This is a genomic window from Sorangium sp. So ce1335, from assembly GCF_051521615.1.
Lineage (GTDB): Bacteria > Myxococcota_A > Polyangia > Polyangiales > Polyangiaceae > Sorangium.
Genome location: NZ_CP150363.1, coordinates 10928093 through 10941999 on the forward strand (window position 1 = coordinate 10928093; position 13907 = coordinate 10941999).

General features: G+C 69.2%; 21 protein-coding genes. 5 read left to right on the forward strand and 16 right to left on the reverse strand.

The window, feature by feature from the left end; translation table 11 throughout:
- Positions 1–18: 18 nt before the first annotated feature.
- The 15 genes from rplO to rplV form a co-directional block, all read right to left on the reverse strand.
- A complete protein-coding gene (gene rplO, locus WMF24_RS40865; protein WP_437732876.1) occupies positions 19–510 on the reverse strand; it encodes a 50S ribosomal protein L15 in 492 nt (163 codons plus the stop codon).
- A 50-nt stretch (positions 511–560) separates the two neighbouring features.
- Positions 561–764, reverse strand: a complete 204-nt coding sequence (rpmD, locus tag WMF24_RS40870) for a 50S ribosomal protein L30 (RefSeq protein WP_437732877.1) — start codon at positions 762–764, stop codon at positions 561–563.
- On the reverse strand, positions 761–1369 hold the full coding sequence (gene rpsE, locus WMF24_RS40875) for a 30S ribosomal protein S5 (RefSeq protein WP_437732878.1): 609 nt from the start codon (positions 1367–1369) through the stop codon (positions 761–763). Before rpsE ends, rpmD begins: the two co-directional genes overlap by 4 nt.
- A gap of 79 nt (positions 1370–1448) precedes the next feature.
- Complete coding sequence (gene rplR, locus WMF24_RS40880; RefSeq protein WP_437633080.1) at positions 1449–1808, reverse strand: 50S ribosomal protein L18; 360 nt, start codon at positions 1806–1808, stop codon at positions 1449–1451.
- Positions 1809–1855: 47 nt separating this feature from the next.
- On the reverse strand, positions 1856–2485 hold the full coding sequence (gene rplF, locus WMF24_RS40885; RefSeq protein ID WP_437732879.1) for a 50S ribosomal protein L6: 630 nt from the start codon (positions 2483–2485) through the stop codon (positions 1856–1858).
- A complete protein-coding gene (gene rpsH, locus WMF24_RS40890; RefSeq protein WP_061609602.1) occupies positions 2485–2880 on the reverse strand; it encodes a 30S ribosomal protein S8 in 396 nt (131 codons plus the stop codon). Before rpsH ends, rplF begins: the two co-directional genes overlap by 1 nt.
- Positions 2881–2884: 4 nt before the next feature.
- Positions 2885–3070 (reverse strand): type Z 30S ribosomal protein S14, encoded by a 186-nt coding sequence (locus tag WMF24_RS40895; RefSeq protein WP_061614902.1) that lies wholly within the window; start codon positions 3068–3070, stop codon positions 2885–2887.
- Between the two features lie 10 nt (positions 3071–3080).
- Entirely contained in the window at positions 3081–3806 is a 726-nt protein-coding gene (rplE, locus tag WMF24_RS40900; protein ID WP_437732880.1) for a 50S ribosomal protein L5, read from the reverse strand.
- Positions 3807–3808: 2 nt separating this feature from the next.
- A complete protein-coding gene (rplX, locus tag WMF24_RS40905) occupies positions 3809–4126 on the reverse strand; it encodes a 50S ribosomal protein L24 (protein ID WP_437732881.1) in 318 nt (105 codons plus the stop codon).
- The gene (gene rplN / locus WMF24_RS40910) at positions 4126–4494 is read right to left on the reverse strand and encodes a 50S ribosomal protein L14 (RefSeq protein ID WP_061614904.1); all 369 of its coding nucleotides are present in this window, start codon (positions 4492–4494) and stop codon (positions 4126–4128) included. The genes rplX and rplN overlap by 1 nt, the downstream gene beginning before the upstream one ends.
- 4 nt (positions 4495–4498) lie before the next feature.
- On the reverse strand, positions 4499–4798 hold the full coding sequence (gene rpsQ / locus WMF24_RS40915) for a 30S ribosomal protein S17 (protein ID WP_272102908.1): 300 nt from the start codon (positions 4796–4798) through the stop codon (positions 4499–4501).
- 53 nt (positions 4799–4851) lie between these two features.
- Positions 4852–5055 (reverse strand): 50S ribosomal protein L29, encoded by a 204-nt coding sequence (rpmC, locus tag WMF24_RS40920; protein ID WP_436614925.1) that lies wholly within the window; start codon positions 5053–5055, stop codon positions 4852–4854.
- 8 nt (positions 5056–5063) lie between these two features.
- A complete protein-coding gene (gene rplP, locus WMF24_RS40925; RefSeq protein WP_437633088.1) occupies positions 5064–5477 on the reverse strand; it encodes a 50S ribosomal protein L16 in 414 nt (137 codons plus the stop codon).
- Positions 5478–5489: 12 nt separating this feature from the next.
- Positions 5490–6182 (reverse strand): 30S ribosomal protein S3, encoded by a 693-nt coding sequence (gene rpsC, locus WMF24_RS40930; protein WP_012240566.1) that lies wholly within the window; start codon positions 6180–6182, stop codon positions 5490–5492.
- A gap of 17 nt (positions 6183–6199) precedes the next feature.
- Positions 6200–6538, reverse strand: coding sequence for a 50S ribosomal protein L22 (gene rplV / locus WMF24_RS40935; protein ID WP_012240567.1), 339 nt, complete (start codon positions 6536–6538; stop codon positions 6200–6202).
- 708 nt (positions 6539–7246) lie between these two features.
- Here rplV and WMF24_RS40940 point away from each other — a divergent pair.
- The 3 genes from WMF24_RS40940 (at position 7247) to WMF24_RS40950 (ending at position 10647) form a co-directional block, all read left to right on the forward strand.
- Positions 7247–7969: a hypothetical protein gene (locus WMF24_RS40940; protein ID WP_437738914.1), complete on the forward strand. Its 723-nt coding sequence runs from the start codon at positions 7247–7249 to the stop codon at positions 7967–7969.
- Between the two features lie 387 nt (positions 7970–8356).
- Positions 8357–9187: an SUMF1/EgtB/PvdO family nonheme iron enzyme gene (locus WMF24_RS40945; protein WP_437732882.1), complete on the forward strand. Its 831-nt coding sequence runs from the start codon at positions 8357–8359 to the stop codon at positions 9185–9187.
- 110 nt (positions 9188–9297) lie between these two features.
- Positions 9298–10647, forward strand: coding sequence for a hypothetical protein (locus tag WMF24_RS40950; protein WP_437732883.1), 1350 nt, complete (start codon positions 9298–9300; stop codon positions 10645–10647).
- A 91-nt stretch (positions 10648–10738) separates the two neighbouring features.
- Here the strand turns inward: WMF24_RS40950 and WMF24_RS40955 are convergent, their stop codons facing one another.
- Complete coding sequence (locus tag WMF24_RS40955) at positions 10739–11308, reverse strand: hypothetical protein (protein ID WP_437732884.1); 570 nt, start codon at positions 11306–11308, stop codon at positions 10739–10741.
- 1213 nt (positions 11309–12521) lie between these two features.
- Between WMF24_RS40955 and WMF24_RS40960 the strand changes: the two genes are divergently transcribed.
- Positions 12522–13187: a class I SAM-dependent methyltransferase gene (locus WMF24_RS40960; protein WP_437732885.1), complete on the forward strand. Its 666-nt coding sequence runs from the start codon at positions 12522–12524 to the stop codon at positions 13185–13187.
- A gap of 90 nt (positions 13188–13277) precedes the next feature.
- The gene (locus WMF24_RS40965; RefSeq protein WP_437732886.1) at positions 13278–13904 is read left to right on the forward strand and encodes a hypothetical protein; all 627 of its coding nucleotides are present in this window, start codon (positions 13278–13280) and stop codon (positions 13902–13904) included.
- Positions 13905–13907 lie beyond the last annotated feature (3 nt).

Consider the following 13907-nt stretch of genomic DNA (forward strand, 5'->3'; position numbering starts at 1 on the left):
GTTGCGCCTGCGCGCTGGCTAGGAGGACGAGGAGTCCGTCGAGCTGCCCTGAGCGGCGGGCGACGCGAGCACGACGGCCTTGCCCCCCGCCTTCTCGATCTTCTCGATCGCTCCCTTGGAGAAGCGATGCGCGGTCACCGTGAGCTTCTTCGTGAGCTCACCGCCGCCGAGGATCTTCACGACGTCGAACCGGCCCTGCACCAGGCGGGTCGCGTGGAGCGCGATCAGGTCGACCTGCGCGCCGTCGTCGAACGCCTCGAGGGCGCCGACGTTGACGTTCGCGACGATGTCCGCGAGCGGGTTGCGGAAGCCGCGCTTCGGGAGACGACGCTGGATCGGCGTCTGGCCACCCTGGAAGTGCTTCTTGTTGATGTTGCCGCCCGCCCGAGCCTTCTGCCCTTTTTGTCCGCGGCCAGACGTCTTGCCGACGCCGGATCCCACGCCGCGGCCGACGCGGAGCCTCTTGGTTACGGCGCCTTCGGGGGCTTGGAGCTTAGAAAGGATGTCCATGTTTCACACTTCCGTACGCGGCAAACCCGCTGGAATGACGATCTCGCTTCTCAGGACTTCGGGGAGGTCGCCTCGTCGGCGACCTCCTCCACCTCGACCAGGTGGAGGACCTTCTTGACCATGCCACGGAACGAGGGCGTGTTCGCCACGACCACCTCGGACCCCGGCCCGCGCAGGCCGAGCCCCTTGATGACCTTGCGGGTATGCTCGACCTGGCCGATGGTGCTGGCCCTCTGACGTACGCGGAGCTTCACTGCGAGCCTCCTTCACCGCCGCTGCCGCCCTGCGGCGCGCCGCCCGGCGCGGGGGGCGCGACGCTCGCGCGGCGGCGGGCCCCGGTGTTCGCGGCGCCGCGGCGCTGGTAGTCGAGCGAGTCGAGCTGCATCGAGCGCTTCCCGGCGACGCTCTCCGGGCTCTTGAGCCCGCGGAGCGCGGCGACGGTCGCGTGCACGACGTTGTGCGGGTTGCTCGTGCCGAGCGACTTCGACAGCACGTCGTGGATCCCCGCCGACTCGACGACGGCGCGCACCGCGCCGCCGGCGATGACGCCCGTCCCGGGGCTGGCGGGCTTCAGCAGCACCTTGCCCGCCCCGACGTGCCCGAACGAGTCGTGCGGGATGGTCACACCGTCCAGCGGGATGCGGAACAGGTTCTTGCGAGCCTGGTCGTTCCCCTTGCGGATGGCCTCCGGCACCTCGTTGGCCTTGCCCAGGCCGACGCCCACGTGCCCCGCTTCGTCGCCCACCACGACCAGCGCCGAGAAGCTGAAACGCCGGCCGCCCTTGACGACCTTGGCGACGCGGTTGATGTGGATGACTCGCTCTTTCAGCTTCTCTTCGTCGACATGATCGAACGCCATAACCGTCCTCTATCACGTTCTCCGCCGCGGCAGTTGACCGCGCCCGCCGCCCCTACCTGCAGGGCAGCGGCTGTGGGAGTCAGAAATCGAGACCTGCCTCGCGCGCCGCCTGGGCGAGGGCGCTGACGCGCCCGTGATACAGATAGCCGTTGCGGTCGAAGACGACCCTGTCGATCTGCTTCTCCTTGCAGATCTTCGCGATCAGCGCGCCGACCTTCTTCGCCGCCTCGACCTTGTTGTCCTCGTCGAGCGAGCCCTTGAGGTCCTTCGACAGCGTCGAGGCGTGGGCGAGCGTCTTGCCGCTCACGTCGTCGATGACCTGCGCGTAGATGTGCTTGGTGCTGCGGAAGACGCTGAGGCGCGGGCGCTCCGGCGTCCCCTCGACCTTCTTGCGGATGCGGAGCTTCCGGCGCTCCCGACCGACGATTTTCATGCCCATGACCGTCTCGTACCTCGGTGCAGCGGCGTACCCGCCGCCGCTCGCCCTTACTTCTTGCCGCCCTTGCCGGCCTTGCCAGCCTTCTCCCGCACGCGCTCGCCGCGGTAGCGGACGCCCTTGCCGCCGTACGGCTCCGGCGGCCTGAAGCCGCGGATCGTCGCGGCCGTCTGCCCGATGAGCTCCTTGTCCGCGCCGGTCAGGACGAGGACGGTGCCCTTCGAGTCCGCCGGGATCGTCGCGGTGAGGCCCGCCGGGACCGCGAAGGTCACCGGATGGGAGAAGCCGAGGGCGAAGTTCAGCGTCGTGCCCTTGAGCTCGACGCGATAACCGGTGCCCTTGAGCTCGAGCGTCCGCTCGTAGCCCTCGGCGACACCCTTCACCATCGCGGCCACGAGCGCCCGCGTGAGCCCCTGGAGGCGCGACCCGTCGCGCCCAGGCGCCAGCGAGCTCACGTGGAGCTTGCCGCCCTCGAGCTTGATGTCGACCCGGTCCGTGATCGCGCGGGAGAGCTGCCCCTTCGGCCCCTTGATCTCGATCCGGCGGCCGTTGACGGTCGCGGTGACCCCCTTCGGGAGGTCGATCGGCCGCTTGCCGACGCGCGACGTCTTCGGGGCGAGGCGGCTGTCACCGTTCGCGTTGCCCTTCGCGGGCTGAGCTGCGTTCGCCTGAGCTTCCATCACCACACCTCGCAGAGCAGCTCGCCGCCCACCTTCAGGCGGCGCGCATCCCTGTCGCTCATGAGCCCGCGGGACGTGCTCAGGATCGAGATCCCGAGCCCGCTGAACACGCGCGGGATCCTGTCGTGGCGCACGTACACGCGGCGCCCCGGGCGGGAGACGCGGCGCACGCCGTCGATCGCGCTCTGCCGATCGCGCCCGTACTTGAGCACGATGGTGAGCTTCTTGGGACCTTCGCCCTCGGTCTCGCGCACGTCGGCGATGAAGCCCTCGGATTTGAGGATCTCCGCGACCGCGGCTTTGATGCGGCTCGCGGGGACCTCGGTCCGGTCGTGCCGCGCGAGCGCCGCGTTGCGAATGCGGGTCAGCATGTCGGCGATGGGATCGGTCATCATAGAATCACCAGCTGGCCTTGATCACACCAGGGAGCTCACCACGGAGCGCGAACAACCGAAGGCAGACACGGCAGAGCTCGAAGTCGCGGTAGTAAGCGCGCGAGCGCCCGCACACCTTGCAACGGTTCTTGTGCCGCACAGAAAACTTCGGCGGACGGTTCAGCTTCGCAAACTCTTTTGCACGAGCCATCGAAAATCCCTCAATGCCGGAACGGGATGCCGAGCTCGGTCAGGAGCGCGCGTCCCTCTTCGTCCGTCTTCGCCGTGGTCACGAACGAGATGTTGAGCCCCTTCACGACGTCGATCTTGTCGTAGTCGATCTCGGGGAAGATGATCTGCTCGCGCAGGCCCATCGTGAAGTTGCCCTTGCCGTCGAACCCCTTCGGGCTCACGCCCTTGAAGTCACGGACGCGCGGCAGGGAGAACGCGATCAGGCGATCGACGAACTCCCACATCCGCTCGGCGCGCAGGGTCACCATCACCCCGATGGGCAGGTTCTCGCGGAGCTTGAACGTCGCGATCGACTTCCGCGCCCGGGTCACCACCGGCTTCTGGCCGGAGATCGCCCGCATGTCCTCGACCGCCGAGTCGATGATCTTCGGGTTCTGCACCGCGGCGCCGAGCCCCATGTTGAGCACCACCTTCTGCAGGCGGGGCACCATCATCGGGTTCTTGTAGCCGAACCGCTTCGACAGCGCGGCCGTCACGCTCTTCTGGTAGTGCGTGCGCAGCCGCGGGACGTAGTTCGGATCGCGCGGGCGAGCCTCGACCTGCCCGGAGGCCTCGACCTCGGCGCCCTTCGCCTTCGCGCCCTTGGCTTCCTTGCTCCTGGCGGGCGCCTGCGGCTTGGCCTGCTGCGGCTTGGGCTTGTCCTTGCCCTTGCCGCCGTCCTTGGCCGCCTTGTCCTTGTCCTTCTTGTCCGCCATGGCTAGCCCACACCGATCGCGCTGCCGCTCTTGCCGACGCGCGTCTTCTTGCCGTCCTCACCGACGCGGATCTTCACGCGCGTCGGCTTGCCCGTCGCCGGATCGACCGGCATGACCTTCGAGGCGTGCATCGGCGCCTCCTTGGTGATCTTCCCGCCCTCCTGGTTGCGCGGCGTGGGCCGCTGGTGGCGGGTCACCGTGTTCAGGCCCTCGACGACCACGCGATCCTCGTCCGCGAGGATCTTCGTGATGCGGCCCTGCTTCCCCGCCTCCTTGCCGCTGATGACCTGCACCAGGTCACCGACCTTCAGGCGCTTCATCAGAGGACCTCCGGGGCGAGCGAGATGATCTTCATGAACTTCTTCGCGCGGAGCTCGCGAGCGACCGGCCCGAAGATACGGGTGCCGATCGGCTCCTTCTCCTTGTTGATCAGGACCGCGCTGTTCCCGTCGAACTTGATGTAGCTGCCGTCCGAGCGCTGGTACTCCCGGGCGGTGCGGACGACGACGGCGCGCGCCGTGTCACCCTTCTTCACCTTCGTCCCGGGCAGCGCCTCCTTGATCGAGACGACGATGACGTCGCCGAGCGCGGCGTACTTGCGGCGCGAGCCGCCGAGCACCTTGATGCACTTCACGACTCGGGCGCCGGAGTTGTCCGCGACCTCGAGATGCGTCGACACCTGGATCATGGCGCTACTCCTCCACCGGCCGGGCAACGAGCTTGGTCACGAGCCACCGCTTGTCGCGGGAGATCGGCCTGTGCTCCGTGATCTCGACGCGGTCGCCCACCTTGTACTGGTTCGTCTCGTCGTGCGCCTTGTAGCGCTCCCGCTGACGGACGTACTTCTTGTAGACGGGGTCGAGCGCGTTCCGGATGACCTCGACGGTGACCGTCTTGTTCATCTTGTCGCTGGTCACCTTGCCGACCAGCTTGCGCCGGAAGCCGTGCGCCTTCGCCTCGGTCTCGGCCTGCGCAGGCGCGGCGGCGGCCAGCTCGGGCGCCGCAGCGACCGGCTGCTGGTTCTCTGCCTTGTTCTTCGCCATGGCTACGCCTTCTCCTCGGCGCGCGCGCGCTGCGTGAGGATCGTCTTCACCCGCGCGAGATCCCGCTTGGTCTTGCGGATCGTCGCCGTGTCGTTCAGCCGGTTCGTGAAATTCTTGAAGCGCGCCTCGAACAGCCCCGCCGCGAGCGTCTTCTCGAGCTCGCGCAGGTGGTCGGTGGTGCGCTCCCGCAAATCCTTCGCCTTCATCGCCTACCTCACGTCAGCCCGCGGGCGAGGAACTTGCACTGCATCGGGAGCTTGTGCGCCGCGAGGCGGAACGCCTCCTTCGCAATCTCCTCGCTCACGCCGCTGATCTCGTACATCACGCGGCCGGGCAGCACGAGCGCGCACCACTCCTCGGGCGCGCCCTTGCCCCCACCCATGCGGACCTCGAGCGGCTTCTTCGTCACCGGACGATCCGGGAAGATGCGGATCCAGAGCTTGCCCGCGCGCTTCACGTGGCGCTGGATCGCCATACGAGCCGCCTCGATCTGCCGCGAGGTCACGCGGGCAGGCTCGACGCACTGGAGCGCGAAGTCGCCGAAGGAGACGTCGCTGCCCGTGAGGGCGATGCCACGGTTGTTCCCCTTCTGCATCTTGCGGAACTTGGTTCGCTTCGGAGACAGCATTCTGCAATCCCTCTACTGGATCCGGCGCGCCTTACGCTGCAGGACCTCGCCCTTGAACATCCAGACCTTCACGCCGATGATGCCGACCTTCGTCCTGGCCTCGGCGAGGCCGAACTCGATGTCGGCGCGGAGCGTGTGCAGCGGCACCCGACCCTCGCGGTAGGTCTCGACGCGGCTCATCTCGCTGCCGCCGAGCCTGCCGGCGCAGCGCACGCGGATGCCCTTCGCGCCGAACTTCATGGCGGTGGACACGGCCTTCTTCATCGCCCGGCGGAACGCGATCCGGCGCTCGAGCTGCGTCGCGATGTTCTCGGCGACGAGCTGCGCGTTGGTCTCGGCCTTCCGGACCTCCTGCACGTCGATGAAGACCTCGTTGTCCGTGAACGAGGACACGCCGGGGAAGAGGGTCTCGCCCTTGGACGCCGTGCCGACGTTGCCGCTCTTCAGCGTCTCGATCCCCTTGCCGCCCTTGCCGATCACCATGCCGGGGCGGGCGGTGAAGACGATCACCTTCGCGCGGTTCGCGGCGCGCTCGATCTCCACGCCGGCGATGTTCGCGTTGTAGAGGTACTGCTTGATCGCGCGCTTGATGCGGATGTCCTGGTGGAGCCACTTCTGATACGCGGCGCCGTCCTCGTACCACTTGCTGCTCCACGTCTTGATGACACCGACGCGGAAGCCATACGGATGGGTCTTCTGTCCCATATCGGCAGGTCCTCTACTTACTTTCTCTCGTCGACTTCGATGACGATGTGCGACACGCCCTTGGTGATCCGGGTCGCACGGCCCATCGCGCGCGGCCGCCAGCGGCGGTTGAACTTGTTCGGCCCCTTGTCGACGGTCGCCTTGCTGATGAAGAGCGCGTCGATGTCCGCGCCCGCCTGCTGGGCGTTCGCGACCGCGCTCTCGATGATCTTCCGCAGGACAGGGGCGCCGCTCTTCTGCGTGAACGAGAGCAGCTGGATCGCCTCGTCCGCGTCGCGACCCCGGACGAGATCGGCGATCATGCGTGCCTTGCGCGGGGCGATCCGCGAAAACATCGCACTGGCTTTGCTTACCATTCGAGACACCTCGCGACACCGGCGGGCGGAGAGACTCCGTACCGGGTTTCGGTTCTCTGGGAACCGGTTGCACCGTCGTACGCTTCCGGTCGCAGCCCGACGTCCCTGGACGTGGCCCCCCTTCGCGTCACCGGGGGGAGGCCCGCGGCGGCCGAAGGGGCGGAGCTGAGATCGAAGCGCCGTTACGGCTCTTCTACTGGGAGACCGGGAGGACACCCGATCGCCCGGGAAAACGGAGCGCGGTGATTACCAGCGGCGCGCGCGGTACGCAAGCGCGATCCTTCCGCGTCCTTTCAGTTTGTTGCTGCGACGCTGCTGGGGTCGCTGGCCCCTGCGCAGCTTTTCAGATTTTCCTGAACGCGCGTCCGGAGGGGCGAGCGTTCGCCTGGACGCTGGGCTGGGCTGGCTCAGGGACGGCGGACGGATCGTTCATACCCCCGGAACTTGGCCTTGACAACCACGAAACATCTCTGAAACAGGCGGACCGGGCGATCGGTGCTGCACGTCCTCGCGCCCGGAGCGCCGCCGGAGCGGCCGCGGAGCGCCAGCCGTGCGCCCGCGGATCGGCCGCGCTCGCCGCCGCGCCGGCCTCGTGCGGCGCCACGAAGGTGAAGAACAGGATTGCGAGGGGAATAGGAGAGCCGCAGGCTCAGTCGAACGTACCAGGTGCAGCAGCTTTTCCCTGACACTGTAGGAGGCAACGTGACCATGCTTGCTCGTCATCGCCATTCGTTCCTCGCGTTCACCTTGATCTTCCCGGCCCTCTACGGCTGCGTCGTGTCGTCGACGGACACCGACAACGACGTGGAGCAGGCGACCGGCGTCGGCGTCACCAGCAGCTCCTCCACCGGGGGCGATGACGGCGAAGGCGGCTGGGGTGGCGACGACGGCGAAGGCGGCTGGGGTGGCGACGGGGGCTGGGGTGGCGAGGGCGGCGGCGGCGGCGGCCAGGGCGGTGGCGCGTGCGTCGACTACGCCGACGGCAACCTCACGGTCGCGGCGTGCGACGAGCTGAACATCTCGCCGACGCAGGGCGCGACGAGCCAGTGCGGCGACAACCGCAACGAGGAGCCGATCGGCTACGGGCTGTGCCAGCACGGCTTCGTCATCTTCGCCCCGGGCCACGCCGCGGACCTCGTGGACTGCCTGAGCGACATCCCCGTGCAGGAGGCGTGCGATGAGCCGCCGGTCCAGGAGTGCATGGACCGCGTGTACGCGAACGCGTGCCCGGACCAGGCCGAGGAGATCTGCGAAGCCATCGAGGGCGCCTGCGACGACACGTTCGAAACGGCGACGTGCAACGCGCAACTGAACCCGTTCAACCGGTCCACAAAGGAAGCGCTCGTTGACTGCATGAACGCCGACGACCAGGTCACCTGCAAGCAGGCGTACGACGCGTGCTACCTGGAGGCCTTGTACTTCGAGGGCTGAACAGGCACCGTCGGGGAGACAGGAGCAGGGCGTCACCGGCGCCCGCTCTGCTCTCGTGGTTCTTTTCCCCCGACACGCGACGCACATCCGGTGACCTCCGAGCCCCTCATCAGCTCACGCCCACCTTGGCGCCACGACGTACGCAGCCTCTCATGTACGAGCCTTCGGGCGATCCCTGAGGGCGGTATTCGGTTGCAAAAAAGATGGCGGGAAGGGATCCTCGCGTCCTCCGTGGCCAAGGACTCCTCCCGACCGCGCCAGGCAACCTGCCGTCCCCGTTCGTCGCGGGCGCGCCCATTTCGCGGCGGTGCCCTGATAGGTCTGCTGGCCGCGTCGGCCGGCTGCGCGCCTGGCTCGACGACAGCGGAGCAGATCACGCCCCGCCTGATGATGCACGCCTCGCTCGACGCGCGCGCCGCCGTCCTCGTGGAAAGGCCCATGAAGGCGAAGCAGAGCGCGATCGCCGCCGTCAAGGACGGCGCCGCGCTCGAGTCCACGACGGCGCACGAGGGCGGCGCAGGTCAGGTGTCCTCCTCCACGGCCAGCGCGCGCTGCCCCGCCGAGATGGCCCTCGTCGAAGATCGCGTGTGCGTCGATCGGTGGGAGAGCTCCCTCGTGGAGCTGACGCCCAGCGGAGAGCGCCCCTGGTCGCCGTTCGATCCGGTCGACGGGAGCGAGCGCCGCGTGCGAGCCGTGTCCTGGCCCGGTGTCATCCCGCAGGGGTACATCAGCGGGCGGCAGGCCAAGATGGCGTGCGCGGCGTCGGGCAAGCGCCTGTGCACCTCGGACGAGTGGGTGAGCGCCTGCCGCGGGCCGGAGGGCACCACCTTTCCCTACGGCGCGCAGCGACAGCAGGGCGTGTGCAATGACGACGAGCGCCCGGTGCACCCCGTCGCCGAGATCGCGGCGCTGCTCGAGATCAAGTCCGAGGAGCTCTGGACGACGGCGATGAACAACCCGCTCATCAACCAGCTCTCGCACGCGCTGCTCCCGACGGGCGAGCGCGCATCGTGCACAAACGCCTACGGCGTGTTCGACATGGTAGGCAACCTCCACGAGTGGGTCGACGACCCGAACGGCACCTTCCGCGGCGGCTATTTCATGGACACGACGCGCAACGGCGAGGGCTGCAAGTACGCGACGACCGCGCACTCGTTCGGGTACCACGACTACTCGACGGGCTTCCGGTGCTGCATGGATCCGGAGCAGGTCGACTAGTGCGGGCCGCGCGAGGTGCGGCCCGCGTCGAGCGGCCGCGACGCGGACGCGGAGCCCGCGGCGGCGGTCCCGGCAGGCTGACGGCGGCCGTTGCTGTCCTGAGCGCCCTGATGGCGACCGGGTGCAGAAAAAAGGAAAAGGCAGCGCCGATCACCGTTCCGCCCCCGGGCGCGGCATCGTCCGACGAGCTCACCACGGCCATCGGCCAGGCGCGGGGCATCCACTCGACGCTCGCGCCGTCGTCGACGCGGTGGCATCGGGCATTCGTGCTCGACGACAGGCGGGCGGTGTTGACAGGAGAGGTCGAGAACGAGGCGATCGCCCTCGTCACCGACAACGCAGGCAGGACCTGGCGCTCTCTGCGGCGCCTGCGCGAGGGGTGGTCGACCTGGTCGGTCGGAGAGGACGGCTCGACCGTGCTCACCCTCGGCATCCGAGGCAAGGATTTCTCGAAGCAGACGCGCGGAGCAGCAGGGGCGCCGCCCGCGGTGGACCCGCCGAGCCTCCTCTTTGCGCCCTTCGAGGCGACCGAGCTCTCGGCGCCCTCGCCGGTCACGCTGCCCGAGATGAGCCGCGGCGCGCGGCAACCGGTGAACGCCGTGCCCGCGGTGCTCTCCGCCGAGAGCGCTGCGCTGCTCGTTGAGCCGAAGCCCCGGCGAGCAACGCTCGTCTACGCGGGGCCGCCCGGCGCCCCGACCGCGCCGCCTGTGCCGTTCCCCACGCAGGAACAAGCGCTGCTCGTACCTTATGGCCGCCCGCCGGCGCTCCTGTCCATGCGCGGGCGCAACCTCCTCGTGCGGCCCGTGCCCGAGCCGGGGAAGCCGCTCGACGCGCCCCGGAGCGTCGATGGAATCGTGATGACCCCGGCGGCGACGGCCGCGCTCTCGACGCCGCCCGCGTGCAATTTCGCGGGCTGGTCGATCCAGCTCGTGCCTCAGCCGCCTGACACGACCGTCGTTGTCGCCATCTCCGCGACGCGGACAGCCGTGCTGAAGCTCCCCGCGACGGCCGCCCCCGGCGCCTCGGTCGGCTGTGCAGCCGATCGGATCATGGTCGAGGTCGTTGCGCCCGCGACCAAGGAGCTCACGATCGCGACATGCACGCTCGAAGGCGCCTGCGTCCTCGCCGAGAAAGCGCCCTTTCGCCCCTGGCTGGAGCCGCACGAGCGCTCTGTCGCCCTGGCGCCCACACGCGAGGGCGTCGCGGCAGTCCTGACCTCCCGCGCCGCAGAGCGATGGGGGCTCTACATCGCGCAATCGCCGGAAGCAGGTAAGATCTACGACGTCCCGAGGGTCATCGGAGAAGGCACGGGCGAGCGCGGCCGCATCGAGCTCGGAGCACTCCTCTCTTTCGGGAATCGGCTGGTGATGCTCCTCCAGGCAGACGTCACAGGGACATCGCGACGCGGCTGGTACGTCGCCGCCTCCGAAGATAGCGGGCTCACCTGGAGCCCGCCCTGAGCTCCGTCTCGAACGGGACAGCCATTCTGAACGCGTCGCGTCAGCATAGCTCCATCCCCTCTGACGTTGACGTGCGCGGTGGTCTCCAGACCTACTTCGCCGGCGCGGCAGGCTGAGCGGCCCGCTTACGTCCCTTGGCGGTCGGCTTCTTCACCGGCGCGGGCCCCGCCGCCGTCTTGCGCGCGTTCGCGCTCGCCTGCTCGGCTGTCTTCAGGTCGCCCGCATAGCGCGCGAATCGGCGATCGCCGCCCTGGAAGATCCGCTTTTCCAGCTTGAGCTCCTTCAGCGCGGCAGCAGCGCGCGTCTGCGGGATACCCGCCTGCTTCGCCACCTCGCTCGCGCTGACGCCAGAGCTCGCTTTGACGACGCGCTCGACAGCATCGAGCGTCTCCTGACGCTCCGCCGAGGCGGCGGGCGAGCTGCGAGGGCGGCCGGGCCGGCGCTTCGGCGCGGCGCCACGCTTGGCCGCGACGGAAGACGTCTTGGACTGCACCGCTCCAGCACGGGCACGCGTGCGGCTGCGGCGCGGCGCCGGCGGAGGAACCAACGGCGCTTCCCCGGTCACGGCGCCCAGCTGATTCTTGACGAGCGCGAGGATCGCCTCGTCCGGCATCTTCCGCACGAGGTTTACAATCTGCTGTGAAAAGGCATCCGTTGCCATGTGCTCTCCCTCGTCGCCGAATCCAGCTCGGCGGTTGGATACGACTATGCCGTTGCCACTTGCCTGGTCAAGCGAATTGAGGACAGAGGGCTGTCTTTTCTTTCAATAGGCGCTGCGGGCGGGCTCAATCGGAGAGCTCATTGGACGGCCACGAACGGCTGGGCTGCTTTGCTCGACAGGCGCCGAGCGATGAACGCGCGCCCCGAGCGTCGCCCGAGCCGCGAGCGCCGCCCGCGCCGCGAGCGTCAATTGATAGCCGAGACCCCTCCCCCGCGCGGGACGTCCCGGCCCGCGCCCAAATCCCTCTGAGGCCCCGCTCACGATGCACCGCAGCATTGCGAGTCTCGGGTTCTGGTGACCGGTCAGGTAACCGCTGTATGAGCCTAGCGGCCCGCTCCCTCGATCAGGCCCGTCGCGGGCGGCAATGCGGGCGCGCGCACAACGGAGAGGCGCGTCGGCCCCCGGCCCGGCGCCTCCCCCAACCATTGAAGCGGCCCGCGCAGGGCGCGAGCGCCTGGCGGCATCACACAGGCGACCAGCGCATGGCTACATTGCACGCCCCGGGCACACGAGTGACCTGTGATGGATCCTGGGCGACGCCGCCCGGCAGAGGCGGCACAGCGGGGCTCGGATCGCGCGCGCTGCCTCTTCGTTCCACGAGGGGACCGCCGGGCTCTTCGGAATGCTGACGCTTGCGCCGGTGCCGCCGTCCCCCTCTCCTCACGCAGCGCCGATCTCGGGATCACGCCCGCAGCCTGCCGCCCTCGGACGCGACAGGTGAGACCTTTTGGCTCGTCGCGTCCGGCAGACCGGCCGCGAACGCGCGCTCGATCCGGCGAGCGCCTCCTCCTGTCACATAGCAGAGCGCCGAGGCGGGCTCATCGCCGTTTTCATGTCTCCTGCTCGACGATCCCCGGAGAGCTCAGGCTCCGACCCGGCGCTCTCTGGCGCGCGGGCCGCTCCCCGCGTGCACGTCCTCTACGACATTGTCGTCTGCTCCAATGCAAGGACGACGGCCGAGAGCCAGCCCGCTCGACCTCGACCCATCAAACGTCTTCCTGTCCATATCTGCGCCGATCCGGCGTCCTCCAGCGCCGCCCCGGTATCCTCCACGACGATCCAGCGCCCGCGCCCGCCGCCGCGGTGGCCGGCCGAGATTGGCCAGCCGCCGACCTTCGTTGACATGCGCCTCCATCCCGAGAAGGATGCCCCGATGCCGCTGGTGCGTGTGCTCGAGCCCGAGATCATGGATACCGACGAGGACGCGCGGGCCTACGACAGCATGGACCACGCCGCGGTCAACACGGCGTTCTGCGACGCCCTCCTCTCCCGCGACCCCGATCTCGCATACGCCCTCGACGTCGGCACAGGGACGTGCCTGTTGCCCATCGAGATTTGCCGACGCGTGCCCACGGCGCGGATCAAGGCGATCGATCTCTCGACGTCGATGCTCGCGCTCGGGCGCGAGCACGTGGAGCAGGCCGGGCTCACCCGCGCCATCGCGCTCGCGCTGGTGGACGCAAAGGCGCTGCCCGAGCCGGACGAGGCGTTCTCGACCGTCCTCTCGAACAGCATCGTCCACCACATCCCGGAGCCGATGGCCGTGCTGCGGGAGATGGTCCGCGTGCTCCGGCCCGGCGGGCTCCTGTTCGTGCGCGACCTGGTCCGTCCGGAAACGGAGGCGTCGCTCGCAGCCCTCGTCGCCACGTATGCGGCGAACGATACAGCGTACCAGAGAGCCCTGTTCGACGCGTCCCTGCGCGCGGCGCTCTCGCTCGACGAGGTGCGGGGGATGCTGTGCTCGCTCCAGATTCCCCCGGAATGCGCGCGGTTGACGAGCGATCGGCACTGGACCCTGGCGTTCCGCAAGGCGCCGTGACCCGCGGCCGACCGCACGCGAGGCGCCGGCAGCGCGCCGGCCCGTCAAATCAGCGCGACGGCCAGCCCGGCACGTAATAAAAGCGTCCGCGTGAATCCCACCGGAACACGAGCTCGCCGGGCGCGCGGCGTCGCCCGCGCGATCCTCCTGCCCATCGCCCTCGTCCTCCTCGCGGCCTGCGAGGAGAGCCCGCCGCGCCCGAGCGAACCCGAGCGGCCGGCGCCCCCGCCGCCCCAGCCGAGCGCGGCGGCCGCGCCGCCCGCGGCCAGCGCGGCGGCCACGGAGCTGCCCAGCGCAGGCGCGCCGGGCGGCGCGGGCGATCCCCAGGGCTCGCCGGCGTGGCAGGGCACCTGGGAAGGGCGCTACGACGCCAAGAAAGGGAGCGTGGTGCTTCCCCCCAAGGTCAAGGACGCCGTGCGCCAGAAGGACGACGGGAAGGTGGCCACGGGCGCCGGGACGGTGACCGTCACCATCGAGCCGAGCGGCGACCTGAAGGGCACCGCGAAGGGCGCGCTCGGCGACGCGACCCTCGTCGGAAAGGTCGAGGACGGCATGGTCCGCGCCTCGGTCTTCCCCGAAGATCCGCGCGCGCCGAACGCGATGACCGGCGTCCTCGTCGGCAAGTTGAAGGACAACACCATCCAGGCGGAGATCCGCGTGGCCGGGCCCGACGCGATGCTGGTGCGCGAATCCGCCGTGGAGCTGAAGAAGAAATGACGC

Excerpts from the sequence above, each read along its gene's own strand:
- rpsC (WP_012240566.1), bottom strand. The coding sequence starts at position 6,182 with ATGGGACAGAAGACCCATCCGTATGGCTTCCGCGTCGGTGTCATCAAG.
- rpmC (WP_436614925.1), bottom strand. The coding sequence starts at position 5,055 with ATGAAGGCGAAGGATTTGCGGGAGCGCACCACCGACCACCTGCGCGAG.
- rplV (WP_012240567.1), bottom strand. The coding sequence starts at position 6,538 with ATGGTAAGCAAAGCCAGTGCGATGTTTTCGCGGATCGCCCCGCGCAAG.
- rplR (WP_437633080.1), bottom strand. The coding sequence starts at position 1,808 with ATGGGCATGAAAATCGTCGGTCGGGAGCGCCGGAAGCTCCGCATCCGC.
- WMF24_RS40950 (WP_437732883.1), top strand. The coding sequence starts at position 9,298 with ATGGCGACCGGGTGCAGAAAAAAGGAAAAGGCAGCGCCGATCACCGTT.
- WMF24_RS40945 (WP_437732882.1), top strand. The coding sequence starts at position 8,357 with ATGATGCACGCCTCGCTCGACGCGCGCGCCGCCGTCCTCGTGGAAAGG.
- rplP (WP_437633088.1), bottom strand. The coding sequence starts at position 5,477 with ATGCTGTCTCCGAAGCGAACCAAGTTCCGCAAGATGCAGAAGGGGAAC.
- rplO (WP_437732876.1), bottom strand. The coding sequence starts at position 510 with ATGGACATCCTTTCTAAGCTCCAAGCCCCCGAAGGCGCCGTAACCAAG.
- WMF24_RS40955 (WP_437732884.1), bottom strand. The coding sequence starts at position 11,308 with ATGGCAACGGATGCCTTTTCACAGCAGATTGTAAACCTCGTGCGGAAG.
- rplN (WP_061614904.1), bottom strand. The coding sequence starts at position 4,494 with ATGATCCAGGTGTCGACGCATCTCGAGGTCGCGGACAACTCCGGCGCC.
- rplE (WP_437732880.1), bottom strand. The coding sequence starts at position 3,806 with ATGGCGGACAAGAAGGACAAGGACAAGGCGGCCAAGGACGGCGGCAAG.
- WMF24_RS40960 (WP_437732885.1), top strand. The coding sequence starts at position 12,522 with ATGCCGCTGGTGCGTGTGCTCGAGCCCGAGATCATGGATACCGACGAG.
- rpsH (WP_061609602.1), bottom strand. The coding sequence starts at position 2,880 with ATGATGACCGATCCCATCGCCGACATGCTGACCCGCATTCGCAACGCG.
- rplX (WP_437732881.1), bottom strand. The coding sequence starts at position 4,126 with ATGAAGCGCCTGAAGGTCGGTGACCTGGTGCAGGTCATCAGCGGCAAG.
- WMF24_RS40940 (WP_437738914.1), top strand. The coding sequence starts at position 7,247 with ATGCTTGCTCGTCATCGCCATTCGTTCCTCGCGTTCACCTTGATCTTC.
- rpsE (WP_437732878.1), bottom strand. The coding sequence starts at position 1,369 with ATGGCGTTCGATCATGTCGACGAAGAGAAGCTGAAAGAGCGAGTCATC.
- rplF (WP_437732879.1), bottom strand. The coding sequence starts at position 2,485 with ATGGAAGCTCAGGCGAACGCAGCTCAGCCCGCGAAGGGCAACGCGAAC.
- WMF24_RS40895 (WP_061614902.1), bottom strand. The coding sequence starts at position 3,070 with ATGGCTCGTGCAAAAGAGTTTGCGAAGCTGAACCGTCCGCCGAAGTTT.